The 18,388-nt window shown below is 68.3% G+C and carries 13 protein-coding genes; 5 read left to right on the forward strand and 8 right to left on the reverse strand.

Going from position 1 to position 18,388, the window contains the following annotated elements:
- Positions 1-160: 160 nt before the first annotated feature.
- Entirely contained in the window at positions 161-1,348 is a 1,188-nt protein-coding gene (locus G1C96_RS04735) for an MFS transporter (protein ID WP_169275507.1), read from the reverse strand.
- Positions 1,349-1,520: 172 nt separating this feature from the next.
- Positions 1,521-2,522 carry a LacI family DNA-binding transcriptional regulator gene (locus tag G1C96_RS04740; RefSeq protein WP_240945102.1) on the reverse strand — a complete coding sequence of 334 codons (1,002 nt, stop codon included), beginning with the start codon at positions 2,520-2,522 and terminating at the stop codon, positions 1,521-1,523.
- Positions 2,523-2,879: 357 nt separating this feature from the next.
- Here G1C96_RS04740 and G1C96_RS04745 point away from each other — a divergent pair, with 357 nt between their 5' ends.
- Together G1C96_RS04745 and G1C96_RS04750 are read left to right on the forward strand one after the other, a co-directional pair.
- Positions 2,880-3,695, forward strand: coding sequence for an HAD family hydrolase (locus G1C96_RS04745; RefSeq protein WP_169275509.1), 816 nt, complete (start codon positions 2,880-2,882; stop codon positions 3,693-3,695).
- A gap of 51 nt (positions 3,696-3,746) precedes the next feature.
- Positions 3,747-4,736, forward strand: coding sequence for a PPK2 family polyphosphate kinase (locus tag G1C96_RS04750; RefSeq protein ID WP_240945103.1), 990 nt, complete (start codon positions 3,747-3,749; stop codon positions 4,734-4,736).
- Between the two features lie 107 nt (positions 4,737-4,843).
- Here G1C96_RS04750 and aspS read toward each other — a convergent pair whose 3' ends face one another.
- Together aspS and hisS are read right to left on the reverse strand one after the other, a co-directional pair.
- Positions 4,844-6,643: an aspartate--tRNA ligase gene (gene aspS, locus G1C96_RS04755; RefSeq protein ID WP_169275511.1), complete on the reverse strand. Its 1,800-nt coding sequence runs from the start codon at positions 6,641-6,643 to the stop codon at positions 4,844-4,846.
- Between the two features lie 62 nt (positions 6,644-6,705).
- A complete protein-coding gene (gene hisS / locus G1C96_RS04760) occupies positions 6,706-8,091 on the reverse strand; it encodes a histidine--tRNA ligase (protein ID WP_169275512.1) in 1,386 nt (461 codons plus the stop codon).
- Between the two features lie 134 nt (positions 8,092-8,225).
- On the opposite strand from hisS, the gene G1C96_RS04765 reads away from it, so the two are divergent.
- On the forward strand, positions 8,226-9,623 hold the full coding sequence (locus G1C96_RS04765; RefSeq protein ID WP_169275513.1) for a DUF349 domain-containing protein: 1,398 nt from the start codon (positions 8,226-8,228) through the stop codon (positions 9,621-9,623).
- Positions 9,624-9,791: 168 nt separating this feature from the next.
- Here the strand turns inward: G1C96_RS04765 and G1C96_RS04770 are convergent, their stop codons facing one another.
- From G1C96_RS04770 to G1C96_RS04780, 3 genes are all read right to left on the reverse strand, one after another.
- A complete protein-coding gene (locus G1C96_RS04770) occupies positions 9,792-12,119 on the reverse strand; it encodes a RelA/SpoT family protein (protein WP_169275599.1) in 2,328 nt (775 codons plus the stop codon).
- A gap of 75 nt (positions 12,120-12,194) precedes the next feature.
- Entirely contained in the window at positions 12,195-12,671 is a 477-nt protein-coding gene (gene dut / locus G1C96_RS04775) for a dUTP diphosphatase (protein ID WP_169275514.1), read from the reverse strand.
- Between the two features lies 1 nt (position 12,672).
- A complete protein-coding gene (locus tag G1C96_RS04780; protein WP_169275515.1) occupies positions 12,673-12,966 on the reverse strand; it encodes a DUF4193 domain-containing protein in 294 nt (97 codons plus the stop codon).
- Positions 12,967-13,128: 162 nt separating this feature from the next.
- On the opposite strand from G1C96_RS04780, the gene sepH reads away from it, so the two are divergent.
- Positions 13,129-14,298: a septation protein SepH gene (sepH, locus tag G1C96_RS04785; RefSeq protein WP_169275516.1), complete on the forward strand. Its 1,170-nt coding sequence runs from the start codon at positions 13,129-13,131 to the stop codon at positions 14,296-14,298.
- Positions 14,299-14,328: 30 nt separating this feature from the next.
- On the opposite strand, the gene G1C96_RS04790 is transcribed toward sepH, so the two are convergent.
- Complete coding sequence (locus G1C96_RS04790) at positions 14,329-15,555, reverse strand: alkaline phosphatase family protein (RefSeq protein WP_169275517.1); 1,227 nt, start codon at positions 15,553-15,555, stop codon at positions 14,329-14,331.
- A gap of 147 nt (positions 15,556-15,702) precedes the next feature.
- Here G1C96_RS04790 and G1C96_RS04795 point away from each other — a divergent pair, with 147 nt between their 5' ends.
- Positions 15,703-18,360: a DNA gyrase/topoisomerase IV subunit A gene (locus tag G1C96_RS04795; RefSeq protein WP_169275518.1), complete on the forward strand. Its 2,658-nt coding sequence runs from the start codon at positions 15,703-15,705 to the stop codon at positions 18,358-18,360.
- Positions 18,361-18,388 lie beyond the last annotated feature (28 nt).

Consider the following 18,388-nt stretch of genomic DNA (forward strand, 5'->3'; position numbering starts at 1 on the left):
TGAACCGGGCCACACGGGAAAGGACGCCGGACGCCACCGGCAGGGCGAAGCGCGCCCACGACAGCCAACCGGAATCCCGACACGTCAACTCCCCAAGGAGTTGACAAAAACATAGGAACACCCCCCCGCGAGAACGGGTGACGATGCCGAGCCGACGCCGTCACACCTGCACTTCGCGCAGACGGTGGATCGCGTCGGTATCCGTCTCGTACCGCCACGAGTACAGCGCGAGCAGCGCGACGCCGAGAACGCTCAGCGGCAGACCGGCGAGACCGGTGAACCGGTAGTCCATCGAGAACGCGTTGAGCGTCATGCCGCCGACCGCCGAACCGACCGCGTTGCCGAAATTGAACGCGACCTGCGCGGCCGCACCGGCGATCAGCTCGCCGCCGCCCTGACCCGCCTCGGCCATGAGCAGCAGCTGCGGCGCGTTGACGAAGAACAGGCCGAAAGCGATCCAGAACGTGAGCATGGTGGTCGTGGCGTGGTTGCCGGGCACGAGAAGCACCATCAGCAGGCCGATGCAGGAGATCGTCTGACCGAGCGAGGCGGTGCCCGCATGGCGCCAATGATCGGTCACCCAGCCGCCGATCAGACCGCCGACGACCATGCCGAATCCGGCGAGCATCATGAACAGCGGCACCAGCGCGCTGGCCCAGCCGCCGGTTTTCTGCAGCCACGGCGAGACATAGCTCCACCAGCAGAACACGCCGGCATTGCCGGTGAAGATCGCGGCGATGATCAACCACGGACCGATCTTGGTGAGGAATCGGAACTGGCCCCTGATGCCCGCATCCTTGATCGGCGCGACCTGCGGCACCCAAGCAGCCACGAGAACCACCGTCATTACCGCCCATGCGGCGAGGAACGCGAACGCGAGTCGCCACGAGAGGACTTCGGCGAGCAGCGTGCCGGCGGGGACGCCGAGCATGTTCGCGATGGTCTGGCCGGCGACCATCATCGAGACGGATTGCGCCTCCTTGCCCGGATCGGCGAGTTCCTTCGCGACGACCGTGGCCGTGCCGAAGAACGCGCCGTGCGGCAGTCCGGCGATGAAGCGCGTGACGAGCAGCATGGGGGCGTTGAGCGCGCATGCGGACAGCGCGTTGCCGACGAACGCGATGACCATGAACAGGATGATGAGTTTCTTCGGCGGCGTCTTGCGGCCAAAGACGAGCATGAGCGTGCCGAAGCACACGCCGAGTGCATACGAGGAGATGTAATGGCCGGCGGTCGGAATGTCCACGTTGGTGGCGGCCGCGGTCTGCGGCAGGATGCCCATCATCACGAATTCGGCCGCACCGAGGATGAACGATCCGGCAGCCAGGGCAAGCAGACTTCTCTTCATGTTTCCTTCTGGTTGTGTTCGTGCGTTGCCGATACGGCATCAGCAAAATGGAACCGATTCCAATTCCGCATGCATCATACGTCCACTGCCCTACAACTCGCGATGGAGGCACCGGAGGGGACGGGCGAAAGCAGCGGACACCGGCAACGCCCGGGTCCGGACGATCGGACGCTCAGGCGCTCTGGCGCCGCACCACGGGAGCGGGGAACAGGATGACGCGACGCTGCCATCTGCCGGTTCTCAGACGTTCGGACAGCATCTGCGTGGCCGTCTGGGCCATGACCGCCAACGGCTGGGCGAAGGTGGTCAGACTTGGGGAAACAACGCGCGCTACATGAAAATCGTCGAAGCCGATCAACGCCACATCGTCGGGAACGCGTTTGCCGCAGTCCAGCAGCGCACGCAGCGCCCCCGCCGCGATCTCATCGGACTGCGCGAAGACGCCGTCCGTTTCCGGATGCTCGGCGAGGATCCTCCGCATCGTCTCCTCGCCATGTCGAGACCCATATTCCCCATGAACAAGCGCAACCGGTTCCATACCCAGTACTTTCAGCCCGGCGATCACGCCCTGCGTGCGCAATACCGCCGCCTGCATGTTCGTCGGACCGGCGATCACCGCCACATGCCTGCAACCGCGGTCGTGCAGCAACGTGGCCGCATCATATCCGCCCTGATAATTGTCGACATCGACGTACGGGTACCGCATGGCCGGATCCGGCGTGCCGACGCATACGATGGGCTTGTCGCACTGCTTCAACACGTCGGCGAACGGCTTGGAATAGTGGAAACTGATCACTATGACGCCCACCGCGCCCGATCCTCTGATCACATTGAGGAATTCCCGGGCGTCGTGCGGCTTGGTAAGCGCCAGGAACGGCAGCAGGTTCGCGGCCGTAAGCGTGGACGACAGCTGGGCGATCATCCCCGAGATGAAAGCGTCGAGGAATACGAAATCCGGTTCCTCGGGCACCATGATCGCCACGATGTCCGATTTGCCGGAAGTCAGCTGCTTCGCCGCCTGATTGGGCACGAAATTCAGGGCCTGAGCGGCCTGGCGGACCTTCGCCCGGGTTTTCTCGGAGGCAGATCCCCCGTTCAGGGCGCGAGACGCCGTGGACGGCGCCACCCCGGCAAGCCTCGCCACATCACGTATCGTGACGGATCCGACTTCCATACCCATCCTCCATGTCGACAGCCCGCGGACGCCATGCCTCGCACCGTGACGACCACGGCCCAGACCCAAGTACAGTGTACAAAACCGCCGATTGCCTGATCGCCATGATCGCCGGCATTCCGAGGCCGGTCGTCGCCGGGGCATTCCGACATCGCGGTCGGGAGCATCCCGCCCGGAAAGGGCGCTCCGCCCCTGCTCCCCCAGCGGCTCGGCAGCGGACTCCCGACCACGGAAACAACGAAATCGCCAAAGTTATTCGAATGAATTACACTGATGGATGACGCCATCAATGTCCCGGACACCGCAGTCGGCATCTCATGGCGATCAATCGGCATTTCCACTGAGGAGGACACGCATATGGGCACGACCAAACTGGTATTCATCGACATCGACGGCACGCTGCTGGACAGCAGCCACCGCATCCCCGAATCGGCGCGCAGGGAATGCCGCCGTGCACGGCAGGCCGGGCACAGGCTGTTCATCTGCTCGGGCCGCGCGGCGCTGGACATCGATCCGCCGGTGCTCGAACTCGGATTCGACGGCATCGTGTCCGACGGCGGCGCATGCGCCCGGCTTGACGGCGAGACCGTCATCGACGAGCACATGCCCGAGGAGTCCGCCCGCGTGGCGACCTCGTTCTTCGCCGCGCACGCCATACCGTACGCCTGGCACTGCCCCGACGGCATGCATGCCACCGAACGCTACCTGCGCCGGTCCGGCATATGGAAGAAACTGCTGAGATACCCCGGCATGCGTGACGGACTGCACACCATCGCCGATGATGCGGTGCCGCTGCCGGCGATCCGCAAGGGCACGTTCTACGTTCCCGACGACGGCAGCCTCACCGTGGAGGACATCGGGCGCGCACTCGCCGGATACGCGACCATCATCCATGGATCCCTCAACGCCTCCGGCGACGACAACGGCGAGATCCTCATCCCCGGCGTGAACAAGGGCACGGCGCTCGTGCAGATCACGCAACGGCTCGGGGTGCCGACGTCCGACACGATCGCCATCGGCGACAGTGAGAACGACCTCGAGATGATCCAGGCCGCCGGCATCGGCGTGGCGATGGGCAACGGCACCGCGGCCGTCAAGGCGGCCGCCGACGTGATCGCGCCGGACGTCGACCACGACGGCCTCGCGACGGCGCTGCGCGACCTGCTGCGCTGACGCATGCCGCCGCCACCGGCGGCGCTGCCGCGACGGGACTACACTGGATCCATGGCTGACGCGACGAGGCGAATCGACAAGGCATTGGACAAGGCCGAGCAGGCACTGGCGAAGCTGGACGCCGTGCATGGCGCGGGCTCCACGGCGAGCGCGGAGGAACGGCTGCGGCAGGCGGCCCGGTCCAGCGAACTGCTGAGCTCCGTGTGGTCCACGCCGCCGGCGGAGCGATTGGCGTTCCGCGACGGCTGGCGGCTGAGCGACGCGATCGGCGGGGCCACGCCGGGCTTCCACGGCGCCAAGACGGACGGCGAGCGGTTCATCCGCATCAGCGCCGACCAGATCGCCCGCTATCAGCAGCTGCTGTACGCCAACGGGCTCAAGGGCTCCAGGCGACGCGTGCTCATCATCCTGCAGGGCATGGATGCCTCGGGCAAGGGCAGTCTCGTCAAGCACGTGTTCCGGCAGGGCAACCCGATGGGCATCCACTACCACGGGTTCGGCGCGCCCACCGCCGAGGAGCGCGCGCACGACTTCCTGTGGCGCGTGGAACGCGAACTGCCGAGGCCCGGATGGATCGCCGTGTTCGACCGGTCGCACTACGAGGACGTGGTCATGCCGCACGTGTGGGGCACGCTGCCCGAGGAGGAATGGCGGCCGCGCTACCGGCGGATCGTGGACTTCGAGCGGGCGCTTGCGGCGGACGGCTGCGCGATCGTCAAGATCTTCCTCGCCGTGAGCCCCGAGGAGCAGAAGCGCCATTTCCTGGGGCGTCTGGACGATCCGACCAAGCATTGGAAGTTCGCGATGAGCGATCTCGACGCGCGGGACCGCTGGGACGACTACATGGCCGCGTGGGAGGAGACGTTCGAACGCACCTCCACGGACTTCGCGCCCTGGTACGTGGTGCCGGCGGACAACCGATGGTATTCCCGGGCCGTGGTCTCCGAGCTGCTGCGCGACGCGATCGCGGGCATGGATCTCGTATGGCCCGGCTTCGACGCCGACGTGGACCCGGACGAGGTGCGGCGACGGCTGGCGTAGCGGCTCCGGGCCGAAGTCAGACAACGCAAAACAACGCAAAAGGGCTCCTTCCATGCGGAAGGAGCCCTTGGGTTCAGCGTCGGGGACGCGCCGTCAGACGACGGTCGTCAGTCCTCGTCCTCGTCCGGATCGTAGTCGACGCCGGTCTCGGCGCGCTGCTCGTCCGTGATCGGGGCCGGAGCGCCGGTCAGCGGATCGCGGCCGCCGCCGGCCTTCGGGAAGGCGATGACGTCGCGGATGGTGTCCGCGCCGGCGAGGATCGACACGGTGCGGTCCCAGCCGAGGGCGATGCCCGCGTGCGGCGGGGCGCCGAACTTGAAGGCGTCGAGCAGGAAGCCGAACTTCTCCTTGGCCTCCTCGGGCGTGATGCCGAGGACGTTGAGGACGCGGTCCTGAATGTCGTCGCGGTGGATACGCACGGAGCCGCCGCCCATCTCCTCGCCGTTGCAGACGATGTCGTAGGAGTCGGACATGGCGTGCTCGGGATCCTGGTCGAACCTGTCGATCCAGTTCGCGGACGGCATGGTGAACGGGTGGTGCATGGACGTCCACTTGGAGTGGCCCACGGCCACGTCGTCGTCGTCCGGATCGTCGGTGCGCTTGAACAGCGGGAAGTCCACGACCCACGTGAAGGCGAACTTCTTCGGATCGAGCAGGCCCTCGCGGCGGGCGAGCTCCACGCGCACGGCGCCCAGCAGCAGCTGGGAGGACTCGCGGGAGCCGGCGGCGAAGAACACCGCGTCGCCCGGCTCGGCGCCCACGGCCTCGCGCAGGCCGGCGCGCTCCTCGTCGGACAGGTTCTTGGCCACGGGGCCCTTGAGCTCGCCGTCCTCGGCGAAGACCACGTAGGCGAGGCCCTTGGCGCCACGCTGCTTGGCCCACTCCTGCCACGCGTCGAACTGGCGACGCGGCGTGACGGCGCCGCCCTTGAAGACGACGGCACCCACGTACGGGGCCTGGAACACGCGGAACGGGGTGTCCTTGAAGTACTCGGTGAGCTCCACGAGCGGGTTGCCGAAGCGCAGGTCCGGCTTGTCGGAGCCGTACTTGTCCATGGCCTCCTGCCAGGAGATGCGGGCGATCGGCAGCTTGACCTCGTAGCCGGCGGTCTTCCAGATGGCGGCGATGACCTTCTCGGCCATGGCCATCACGTCCTCCTGGTCGACGAACGCCATCTCCATGTCCAGCTGGGTGAACTCGGGCTGGCGGTCGGCGCGGAAGTCCTCGTCGCGGTAGCAGCGGGCGAGCTGGTAGTAGCGTTCCACGCCGGAGACCATGAGCAGCTGCTTGAGCAGCTGCGGGGACTGCGGCAGCGCGTACCAGGAGCCGGGCACCAGACGGGCCGGCACGAGGAAGTCACGGGCGCCTTCCGGCGTGGACTTGATGAACGTCGGGGTCTCCACCTCGGTGAAGTCCATCTCCTCGAGCGCGTGGCGGGCGGCCTTGGTCATCTCGGAGCGCAGCTTGAGGTTGTGCTGCATGGACGGGCGGCGCAGGTCGAGGTAGCGGTACTTGAGACGCACGTCCTCGCCGGGCAGCTTGTTCTCGGACTCGTTCTCCAGCGCGGTGGACACCTGGAAGGGCAGCGCGTCGGACTTGGCGAGGATGGTGATGGACTCGGTCACGACCTCGATCTTGCCGGTGGCCAGATGGGTGTTCTCGTTGCCGTCCGGGCGCAGGCGCACCTCGCCGGTGACCTGGATGACGAACTCGCTGCGCAGCGGGCGGGCCATCTCCTCGTCGTAGATCACGACCTGCACGAGGCCGGTGTTGTCGCGAAGGTCGATGAACGCCACGCCGCCGTGGTCGCGGCGACGGTCGACCCAACCCGCGAGGGTGACCTTCTGACCGACGAGCGCCTCCGTCACGTCGGTCGCATGATGTGTGCGATAAGCCGTCTGGCCCATACTTTCCCTACTCCTTATATCGATTCGGGTATCGATTCCGTGATGCACAAAGCCTTGGTATTTCAGTCGATGACCACGGTCTGCCGGGCAACCACAGTATCGGGCCGCCACGACGTGGCGTCGGCCGGGTTCTGGTCGCCGGAGACGATGTTCTTCACCTCGTCGCCCGCGCCGTCCTGACCGGGGAACCACACGTACGGGATGCCGAGCTTGTCGGCGTACTTGATCTGCTTGCCGAGCTTGGCCGCGGTGGGCGCCACGTCCGCCGCGATGCCGCGGGCGCGCAGCGCGTCGGCGATGCGGTTGGACGCCGTGCGCTCGTCCTCGTTCCACACGGCCACGAGCACGGCGGCCGGCGAGACGCGCGACGCGTGCGCGCCGGCGGTGTGCAGCATGTAGCTCACCAGTCGGCTCAGGCCGATGGACAGGCCTACGCCCGGGTACTTGCGGTTGCCCTGCGAGGCGAGGTTGTCGTAGCGTCCGCCCGAGCAGATGGAGCCCAGCGACGCGGCGCCGTCGAGGAACGTCTCGTACACGGAGCCGGTGTAGTAGTCGAGTCCGCGGGCGATCTTGAGATCGGCGATCACCGAGCCCGGACGGATGCGCGCCGCCTCGTCCACGATCATCGCCAGCGTGTCGAGGCCTTCGCGGGCGAGCGCGTACGATTCGTTCGAGCCGTCGGTCGCGATGCCGTGGGCCGCGCACAGCGCATCGAACTTCTCGGCGAGCTCCGTGCCGTTCGCGGCGGTCAGCTCGGCCAGTTCCAGGCACGCCCTGGCCTGCGCCTCGGAGGCGCCGCAGCCTTCGACGAGCAGCTTGGACACCTCGTCCGCGCCGATCTTGTCGAGCTTGTCGATCTCGCGCAGCACGCCCTCGATGTCCGTCAGGCCGAGTCCGCGGTAGAAGCCCTCGGACAGCTTGCGGTTGTTGGCGTGCACGGTCGCCTTGGGCAGGCCGAACTCGCGCAGCTGCTCCAGCGCCGTCACCATGACGAGCGGCAGCTCCACCTCGTAGTGGTCGGGCAGGTCGCCGTTGCCGATCACGTCGATGTCGGCCTGCACGAACTCGCGGAAGCGGCCCTCCTGCGGACGCTCGCCGCGCCAGACCTTCTGGATCTGCCACCGCTTGAACGGGAAGGCGAGATCGCCGGAATGCTCCACCACGTACCGGCTCAGCGGCACGGTGAGGTCGAAGTGCAGGCCGAGACGCTCCTCGACGGGGGTGTCGTTCTCCTGCCCCACCTCCTGCAGGCGGCTCAGCAGGTAGATCTCCTTGCTGGTCTCGCCCTTCTTGAGCAGGCTGGAGCCCTGCTCCACCGCACGGGTCTCGATGCCGAGGAACCCGTTCAACTCGAACACACGCCTCAGAGTATCGATGACGCGCTGCTCCACGACGCGCTCGGACGGGAGCCACTCTGGAAATCCTGATAAAGATGCACCTTTAGCCACGACTCTTTATAATAGGTGGAGTTGCGACAAAACGGGGCGGCCGTCCCATGGGTCCATGACTGGTTCCATGACTCGAGACGGCCGGATCCGCCGCAGCTGACGACATACGCTCACCAGCCATTAAGGAGCTGACCATGGCCGACGAAACCGTGACCGAACCCGAGACCACCACCAACACCGAAGCGCAGGCGGAGGCAGCCGCCGCTCAGGAGACGGCCACCGAAGCCCCGAAGGCCGCGGCTCCCAAGCCCGCCGTCGTGGCGCCGGCCCCCGCACCCAACGCCTACTCCGAGGCCGACGTCAAGGCCGCCGAGGCCTTCGGCCGCGTGGACGACAACGGCACCGTCTTCGTCAGGGACGGCGAGACCGAGCGCGAGGTGGGCCAGTTCCCGGACGCGCCCAAGGAGGAGGCGCTGTCCCTGTACGCCCGCCGCTTCCTTGACCTCAAGGCCAAGCTCGACCTGCTGGAGAGCCGCCTGAAGTCCTCGAACATCAAGCCGCGCGAGATCGACGAGTCCCTCAAGACCCTCGGTCAGGAGGTCGCCGAGCCGCCGGTCGTGGGCGACGTGGCCGGTCTCAAGGCCCAGTTCGAGCGTCTCAAGGCGGAGGGCGAGTCCCGCAAGGCCGCCATCGCCGAGGCGCGCAAGGCCGCCGTGGCCAAGGCCGTGGCCGAGCGCACCAAGATCGTGGAGAAGGCCGAGGCGCTCGCCGCGTCCCTGGACGACAAGACCAACTGGCGTTCCACCGCGGACAAGTTCCGCTCCCTCTTCGACCAGTGGCAGCAGCACCAGCGCACCACCGTCCGCATCGACAAGACGGACGCGGACGCCCTGTGGAAGCGCTTCTCCGCCGCCCGCACCACGTTCAACCAGGGCCGCCGCAAGTGGGCCCAGGAGCGCGACGCCGAGCAGGCGCAGGCCAAGGCCGCCAAGGAGCAGATCATCAAGGAGGCCGACGAGCTCAAGGACTCCACCGCGTGGGGCGAGACCTCCCGCAAGTTCAACGACCTCATGGACCGCTGGAAGAAGGCGGGCCGTGCCGGCCACAACGAGGACGACGCCCTGTGGGCCCGCTTCCGCGAGGCCGCGGACACGTTCTTCAACGCGCGTCAGGCCGACCGCGACCAGATCAACACCTCCGAGCGCGAGAACCTCGCCAAGAAGGAGGAGCTGCTCGTCAAGGCCGAGGCGCTGCTGCCGGTGAAGACCGAGACCGAGGCGAAGAAGGCGCGCGAGGCGCTGGGCGCCATCCAGGACGAGTGGGACCAGATCGGCTACGTGCCGCGCGAGGACATGCGCCGCATCGAGAGCCGTCTGGACGCCGTGGACAAGCAGATCAAGGCCGTCGAGGACGCCGCGTGGAAGAAGTCCGATCCGGAGGCCGACGCCCGCAAGTCCAGCTTCGAGGGTCAGCTGACCGCCCAGCTCGACGAGCTGACCGCGAAGATCGCCGCCGAGACCGACCCGAAGAAGAAGGCCGCGCTGGAGGCCGAGAAGGCCACCAAGGAGCAGTGGCTGAACGCCATCAAGTAAGGCCGGCGTCCATCGCCTGATCGGGAGGTGGCCCGCATACGCCACGTATGCGGGCCACCTTTCGCATTGTCGTCGGTTTTCACCGTCCGCCGACGAGAAGAGGCACGACGAACAACGGGATCGTCGTGCCTCTTCTCGTTCCGATGGCTCCCCGCTCCCGCGGCGCGCTCAGCGCATCTGGCGCAGGCGCGGCTCGGACGAGTCCTTGGTGCCGGTGATGCGGTAGACGTCGAATACGGCGTCGATCTTGCGCACGGCGGACAGCAGCGTGTTGAGGTGCTGCGGGTCGGCCATCTCGAACGTGAACTGGCTGGTGGCCACGCGGTCGCGTCCGGTGGCGATGGTGCCGGAGATGATGTTCACGCCGTGGTCCGAGAGCACGCGCGTCACGTCGCTCAGCAGGTGCGGGCGGTCCAGCGCCTCCACCTGGATCTTCACCATGAACGTGCCCTTGGTGTTGGTCCACGCGACGTCCACCACGCGCTCCGGCTGACGCTTCCTGAGATCCTGCATGTTCATGCAGTCGACGCGATGCACCGAGACGCCCTGGTTGCGGGTGATGAAGCCGATGATCTTGTCCCCCGGGACCGGCGTGCAGCAGCGGGCCAGCTTGACCCACACGTCGCCCACGCCCTTGACGGAGATGCCCAGCGAACTGGTGGTGGTCTTCTTGCGCTCCACCTCCTTGAGCGGCAGCACCTCCTGCTCCACCTCGGCGTCCACCTCGTCGGCGCCCGCGTCCTTGACGAGGCGCGAGATGACGTTCTGCGTGGAGATCTGCCCGTCGCCGATGGCGGCGAACACGGCGTCGGCGTTCGCGAAGTTCAGCTCGTCGGCCACGCCGATGAGCGCTTCGGGCGTGAGCAGCGCGGCGATCGGCAGGTTGCGCTTGCGCATCGCGCGCGTCAGCTCGTCGCGACCCTCCTCGATGGCCTCGGAGCGGCGCTCCTTGCTGAACCACTGGCGGATCTTGTTGCGCGCCTTGGGGCTCTTGACGAAGCTCAGCCAGTCGCGCGACGGGCCGGCGTTGTCGGACTTGGAGGTGAGCACCTCGATGGTGTCGCCGTTCTCCAGCTTGGTGTCGAGCGGGACCAGACGCCCGTTGACGCGCGCGCCCATCGTGCGGTGCCCCACCTCGGTGTGCACGGCGTAGGCGAAGTCGATGGGCGTGGCGTCCGCCGGCAGCGAGACGATCTTGCCCTTCGGCGTGAACACGTACACCTCGGCGGCGCCGAGATCCTCCTTGAGCGAGCCGAGGAACTCGTTGGAGTCCGGCGTCTCGCTGGTCCAGTCGGCCAGCTGCTGGATCCACTTGAGGTTGTCCGCCTCGGTGAGCTCCTGGTTCTCGCGGCGGCGGTCCGAGGAGTCGGGCGAGCTCAGCGCACGGCCCGCCTGCCCGTTCTCCTTGTATTTCCAGTGCGCGGCGATGCCGAACTCGGCGCGCCGGTGCATGTCCCACGTGCGGATCTGGATCTCCACGGGCTTGCCGCCGGGGCCCACCACCGTGGTGTGCAGCGACTGGTACATGTTGAGCTTGGGCATGGCGATGTAGTCCTTGAAGCGCCCGGGAACCGGGTTCCATCGCGCATGCACCGCGCCGAGCGCGGCGTAGCAGTCCTGGATCGTGTCGACGATGATGCGCACGCCCACCAGATCGTAGATGTTGGCGAAGTCATGGCCGCGCACGATCATCTTCTGGTAGATCGAGAAGTAGTCCTTCGGACGTCCGGTGACGTAGCCCCTGATGCCCTGCTCGTCCAGATCCTCGTTGATCTCCGCCAGGATCTGCTTGAGGTAGACGTTGCGCTGGCCGGCGCGGCGGGCCACCAGCACCACGATCTCGTTGTAGATCTTGGGGTAGAGCACCTTGAAACTCAGTTCCTCAAGCTCCGTCTTGATGGCGTTCATGCCGAGGCGGTTGGCCAGCGGCGCGTACACGTCCAGCGTCTCGCGCGCCTTCTTCTGCGCGTTCGACGCCTTGACGTAGCGCCATGTGCGGGCGTTGTGCACGCGGTCGGCGAGCTTGACGACGAGCACGCGCACGTCGCGGCTCATGGCCACGACCATCTTGCGGATCGTCTCGGCCTGCGCCAGATCGCCGTATTCCATCTTGGAGAGCTTGGTGACGCCGTCCACGAGCCCGGCGACCGTGTCCCCGAACTCCTCGCGACATTCCTCGAGCGTGTAGTCAGTGTCCTCCACCGTGTCGTGCAGGAGTCCCGCGGCCACGACGATCGGCCCCATGCCGAGGTCGGCGAGGATCTGCGCCACGGCGAGCGGATGGATGATGTACGGCTCGCCCGACTTGCGGCGCTGCGGCGCGTGCTGCTTGACGGCGCGCGCGTAGGCGCGTCTGAGGATGGAGAGGTCCTCCCCGGGATGGTGGTCCTCGCACACCTGCCAGATCGGCAGCAGCGGGTTGAGCGGATCGGCGCTGATCTCGCATCCCAACGCGCGCGAGGAGTGGTCCTCGGCCTTCGTTTCATCCGCCGACATGCCAGACATCATGCCTCCTCGCTCTTCGGTCCTATCATCCTACGACACATGCGCGCGTCATGCGTGGCCCGGCGTTCAGGATGCGACGCCGGTCGAGCCGAATCCCCGCTCCGCCCTGTCCGAGCCCGGCAGGACGTCCGCCGGCACGAACCTGGCCTCGACGTACCGCTGGATGACCAGCTGCGCGATGCGGTCGCCCTTGCGGAACGACGCGGTGCGCTCCGGGTCGAGGTTGATGAGCGGCACCTTGATCTCGCCGCGGTATCCGGCGTCGATGGTGCCCGGCGCGTTGAGGACGGTCACGCCCTGCTTGACGGCCAGGCCGCTGCGCGGATGCACCAGCGCCACGTACCCGGCGGGCAGCGCGATGGCGATGCCCGTGGGCACGAGCGCGCGCTGGAACGGCCTGAGTTCGAAGTCCTCGGCGCAGGTCAGATCGGCGCCCGCGTCGCCCGCGTGGGCGTAGCGCAGCATGGCGGGCACGCCGTCGCACACGGACTTGATGAGGACCTCGGTGGTTTCCGGTTCGTTGTAGGTTTCGTCGACGGCCATGTCAGGCGGCGCACTCCTCGCACACGGGCTGCCCGTCCGCGGTGGTGTAGGCCAGCTGGCTGCGGTGCTTGACCAGATAGCACTCGGAGCAGATGAACTCGTCGCCCTGCATCGGGATCACCGTCACGGACGCATCCTCGTTGCTCAGGTCGGCGCCCGGAAGCTCGTAGTCCTCGGCGATGGCGTTCTCATCGTCGTCGATGTCGCTCGACGAGTTCTGCGCGGACTTCCCCAGCGCCTGCAGCGACTCCTCGTCCTCGTCCTTGTTGCGCGGCGAATCGTAGTCCTGAGCCATTGCATTCCTTTCCCTCGGTGACGGCACCGCAAGCGCCGCCGTCACGACACATCGATCATGGCTTGCACTGCGCCATAGGATACACGATTTGAAATACCCGTAAAATGCGACACGGTGCGGCACAATGGAATTAACCATATTTCTGAAGGATAGGTGCATGACATGCCTGAGGAACCGTTGAACATCGCACGCTTCGACCACGTCAACGCCTCCGGCGACCTGGTGTTCGAGGCGATGAACAGGCATTTCCGCGTACGCGTCACCGACGCGCTGGAGCGCGGCATCCTGGAGGCCAAGCAGGTCCGGGCCGAGCGCGAGGGCATGCCGTTGCCCCAGGCCGCCTCGGCGCTGCCGATCTCGCAGATCCAGTCCATGATCCGCGCCGGGATCACGCCGGACAAGGTGGCCCAGCAGTTCGGCATCTCCGAGGCGCTGGTGCGCCGGTTCGCGGCGCCGGTGGAGACGGAGAAGAAGTACGCCATCGACCAGTTCCTGTCCATGCCCACCGGCAAGAACGTGCGCAGCCCGCGTCCGAACGCCGAGGTGATCGCCGAGTCGCTGCTCACGGCGCGCATCGGCATGGACGAGCTCTCCTGGCGCGCCACGCGCCGCCATCACGAACCGTGGCGCATCGAGGCGACCTTCGAGACCTCCGGACGTCTGATTCGCGCCGACTGGTCGTGGAACATGCGCGACAACACGGTGGTGGCGCTCAACGCCACGGCCAAGCGGCTGCTCGGCCAGTCCGCCGCGCCGATCACGGGGTTCGCGGCGCCCGACGCCGTCCCCGGTCCGGGAGCCGGCGCGGCCGGCGCGCCCGCCGTGCGGCTTCCCGCGGCGTTCGACCCGGCGTCCGCGCCGACGCGGGGCACGACGGTCCCGGATCTGCGGACCGTCCCTGCCCCGGACGGCGCCGCGGGCCCCTCGGACTCCCTGCCGACGGGCAACGCCGACGCCGCGCGCCCCGCCGACGACCTCTCCTCTGCGGTGTCCCCGAGCGCCTCGCCGTCCGGGGACTCCGCCGATCCCTCGTCCGCCCCGGGTGCCTCGGACGCTTCGGGCGACGCGGACGGCGCCCGTGCGGCGGCCGAGGAACGCCGGTCCAACCCGCTGACGGCATGGCTGTACGGCGGATCCGGCGCGCATGGCGCCCATGGCGCCGCATCCTCCCCCGCGGGAGGGGACGGGTCCGCGGCCGACCGTCGGGACGCGGCCGCCTCCCCCGAGGACGACGCCGCGCGGGGGGAGACGCCGAACGCGGCGGGCGCGCCCAAGCGGAAGTCCGGACGCTCCGCCGTGCCCAGCTGGGACGAGATCCTGTTCGGCGAGTGAGCGCCGCACGGTCTTCGGACCGGGGCGCCGTCAGGCCAGATCGACGAGGCAGGGGATGTCCATCTCCAGCCGCGTCTGCGAACCGTGGACGCTGGGCAGATGCGTGGCCTTGTCGTTCTGGATGCGCGAGTCGACGATGGTGACGGCTCCCGACGCCTGCACCAGCACGTCGCCGATCATCGGACGCACGCGCGGGTCCACGGGCCCGTAGACGCCGTCGCGGACCGCCTCGTCGACGGAGCGCACCAGGGCGCGGTCCTCCAGCCTGTTCCGCCATCTGGCGACGATGTCCGCCGGGTCTACGCCGTCCGCCGCGTAGAGCATCAGCGAGCGCGGCTCCCCGCCCACCATGGCCACGCCGTCGGCGAGCGCGGGCTCCTCGGCGATGTCGATGCGTTCGGCGGGATCGACCTGGATCATGCCGTGGTCGGCGACGACGACGATGAGCGTGCCCTTCGGCGCGAGTCTGCGCAGCTGGCCGAGCTGGGCGTCGATGCGTTCGAACGTGCCCACCCAGCGCTCGGAGTCCCAGCCGTAGTTGTGCCCCACCTTGTCCGCGTCGCGCACGTAGAGATAGGTCAGCCCCGGCGTGCGGGCCGCGTCGCAGGCGGCGCGGATCCGGTCGGCGGGCGACGCGTTGCCCACGTATCTGCTGCCGCGCAGGGCCGCCACCGTCAGCGGCGAGTCCGCGAACTTGGGCAATCCGGAGCTGGTGACGCGCACGCCTCGCGCGGCGAGCGTCTCGAACACCGTGGGCTGGCGCTGCAGGTCCAGCGGCGCGATGGCGTTCTTGAAGGCGATGAGCTGGCTGAGCTCGCCGGTGACGGTGTTGCGCTGCGTGTAGCCGGTCATGCCGGTGAGTCCCGGGCACGTGCCGGTGCCGAACGTGGACATGGCCGCGACCGTGGTGCTGGGCACGCAGGTGGCGATGGGACGCGCGTTGGCCGGCTCGCCCATCAGCGAGCGCAGGTACGGCGCGTGCCCGCGGCGCATGGCGAGGTTCCAGAATCCCAGGCCGTCCACGAGCACGACGATCGCGGAACGCGCCTCGGGCAGTCCGAGCGCGCGCCTGAGCGACTCCGGGTCGCGGTGCACCGCCGTGGCGACGGGGTTCCCGATCGCGGCGGTCACCGCGGGCAGCACCGCGGACAGGTGCCTCGCTCCCCCGCGCTCCCCTTCGGCGGGGTCGCCGTCACCGTACGTCACGGTCGGCACCAGCCGCAGCAGCTCGTTCATCTCCGGTACTTCAACGCCCATGCGCTCCATTCAAGCACTGGCCTTGGCCGTAGCGCACGATATCATCGTGTGGTTTGCATCCGCAGCGGTACGCGCCGCGGCGTGGGAAGCGCCGCGTGACGGGATGCGCCGTGAAACTGGATGCACTGTGGGATGGGAGTCGTACGCATGGCAGCACACCGCAAGCCGGCCTCCGCGGGCTATGATCCGCGCACGGTCAGGGAGCACATCGTCGAGACGCCGCTGAACGAGGAGATGAGCAAGTCGTTCCTCGAATACGCGTATTCGGTGATCTACGCGCGAGCCCTGCCCGACGCCCGCGACGGCCTCAAGCCGGTGCAGCGGCGCATCGTCTACCAGATGGGCCAGATGAACCTCATGCCGGACCGTCCGTACATGAAGTCGGCGCGCGTGGTGGGCGAGGTGATGGGCAAGCTGCACCCGCACGGCGATTCGGCGATCTACGAGGCGATGGTGCGCCTCGCCCAGCCGTTCGCCATGCGTCTGCCGCTGGTGGACGGCCACGGCAACTTCGGCTCGCTCGACGACGGTCCGGCCGCCTCGCGATACACGGAGGCGCGTCTGGCTCCCGCCGCGCTGGGCATGAACGCGGACATCGAGCAGGACACCGTGGACTTCGTGCCGAACTACGACAACAAGCTCAGGGAGCCGACCGTACTGCCCAGCGCGATCCCGAACCTGCTGGTCAACGGCGGGTCGGGCATCGCCGTGGGCATGGCCACGAACATGCCGACGCACAACCTCGGCGAGGTAGTGGCCGCGGCCAAGCACCTCATGGCGCATCCGGACGCCACGCTGGAGGAGCTCATGCGCTTCGTGCCCGGCCCGGACCTGCCCACGGGCGGCATCATCGTGGGCCGCGACGGCATCCGCGACGCGTACGGCTCCGGCCGCGGCATGTTCACCACGCGGGCCGTCACGCACATCGAAAACGTCACCGCGCGCAGGAAGGCGATCGTCGTCACCGAGCTGCCGTTCATGGTGGGCCCCGAGCGCGTGCTCGAACGCATCTCGGACGGCGTGAAGAACCGCAAGCTGGAGGGCATCTCCGGCGCGATCGACCTGACGGACCGCCACAACGGCACGCGCCTGGTCATCGAGATCAAGACCGGGTTCGATCCGAACGCCGTGCTGGCGCAGCTGTTCCGCCACACGCCGCTGCAGGACAACTTCGCGATCAACAACGTGGCGCTGGTCGACGGCCGTCCGCGTACGATGGGACTCAGGGAGCTGCTCGACGTGTGGATCGGCCACCGCCGCGCGGTGGTGCGCCGCCGCAGCGAGTTCCGCCGCCGCAAGGCGCTGGAGCGCCTGCACCTGGTGGAGGGCCTGCTGCTCGCGATGATCGACATCGACGAGGTCATCCAGGTCATCCGCACGTCCGACGACGCCGACAAGGCGAAGACCCGGCTCATGGCGGTGTTCGATCTCGACGACATCCAGGCGCAGTACATCCTCGACCTCAGGCTGCGCAGGCTGACGCGCATGAGCCGCATCGAGCTCGAGGCGGAGCGCGACGACCTGAAGCGACGGATCGAGGAGCTGGACCGCATCCTGGCGTCCGGCGAGGAGCTGGACCGCGTGGTGGTGCGCGAGATGGACGAGGCGGTGGAACGGTGGGGCACGCCACGCCGCACGGTGATCCTCGACGCCGCCGAGGACGGTTCGCTGAGCCCGGTGCGGGCGCACGGCGAACGGACGGTGTCCGCGTCCGCGCTGGAGGCCGCCCGCACGGTCTCGTCCGTGTCCGACGCGGCCGATGCCGCGGCCGCGGCCGCGGCCGCCAAGAAGGCCGGCGAGGAGGAGGCTGCGTCCGCCCTGCTGCAGGTGGCCGACGAGCCGTGCACGCTGATGCTCACGGCCACGGGCCTGATCGCGCGCACGGGGGCGGGCGCGTTCGACGCGTGGCGGGCGCGCACCGGCGCGGAGCCGCGCGCCGCCGAGGACGTGATCACGTCGATCTTCCCCACCACGACGCGCTCCACGTACGCGCTGATCACGTCGGCGGGACGGCTCGTCCTCGCGCACGTGGCGGACCTGCCCGCGCTGCCCGCGTCCGAGACGCTCTCGGCGCAGGGCGGCGTGAGGGCCGACGAACTGATCGGATCGACCGAGAGCACGGACCCGGTGCGCGGCGAGCACGTGGTGGCCGCCGTGGCGATGACCGACGACGCCGCGCCGTTGGCGATCGGCACGCGCGCCGGCGTGGTGAAGCGCTGGAACCGCGAGGCGCCCACGACGATGGACTCGTGGTCGGTCATCGACCTCAGGGACGGCGACGAGGTGCTGTCCGCGGCTCCCGCCGACGACGACGACCGTCTGGTGTTCGTCTCGTCCGATGCGTCGCTGCTGACCTTCGACGCCGGCAACGTGCGCCCGCAGGGACGCACCGCGGGCGGCATGGCCGGCATCCGCCTCGCCGAGGGGGCGCACGTGGTGTGCTTCGGCGTGGTGCCCGCCGGCAGGATCGCGTGGACGTACGAGGAGGGCGACAACGGCATGAGCGCCGCGTCCGGCGCGGTGGTGCTCACCGTGGCCGGCGACGCCGACGCGCTGCCCGGCACGGAGAACGGCGCGGCCAAGGTGACGCCGCTGGAGATGTACCCCACCAAGGGCCGTGCGACGGGCGGCGTGCGTTCGCAGCGGTTCCTCAAGGGGCAGAACGTGCTCATCGCGGCGCAGGTGGGCGTCTACCCGCTGCACGCGTCCACGGCGAGCGGCGCGCCCGTCGAGCTGCCGAAGCCCGATCTGCGCCGCGACAGCTCGGGCGTGGATCTCGCCGCGCCGATCGCGTTCGTCGCCTGACCGACGCCGCTGACCGACCGCGGACGGC

It is taken from the genome of Bifidobacterium moraviense (assembly GCF_012932365.1).
GTDB classification, from domain to species: domain Bacteria; phylum Actinomycetota; class Actinomycetes; order Actinomycetales; family Bifidobacteriaceae; genus Bifidobacterium; species Bifidobacterium moraviense.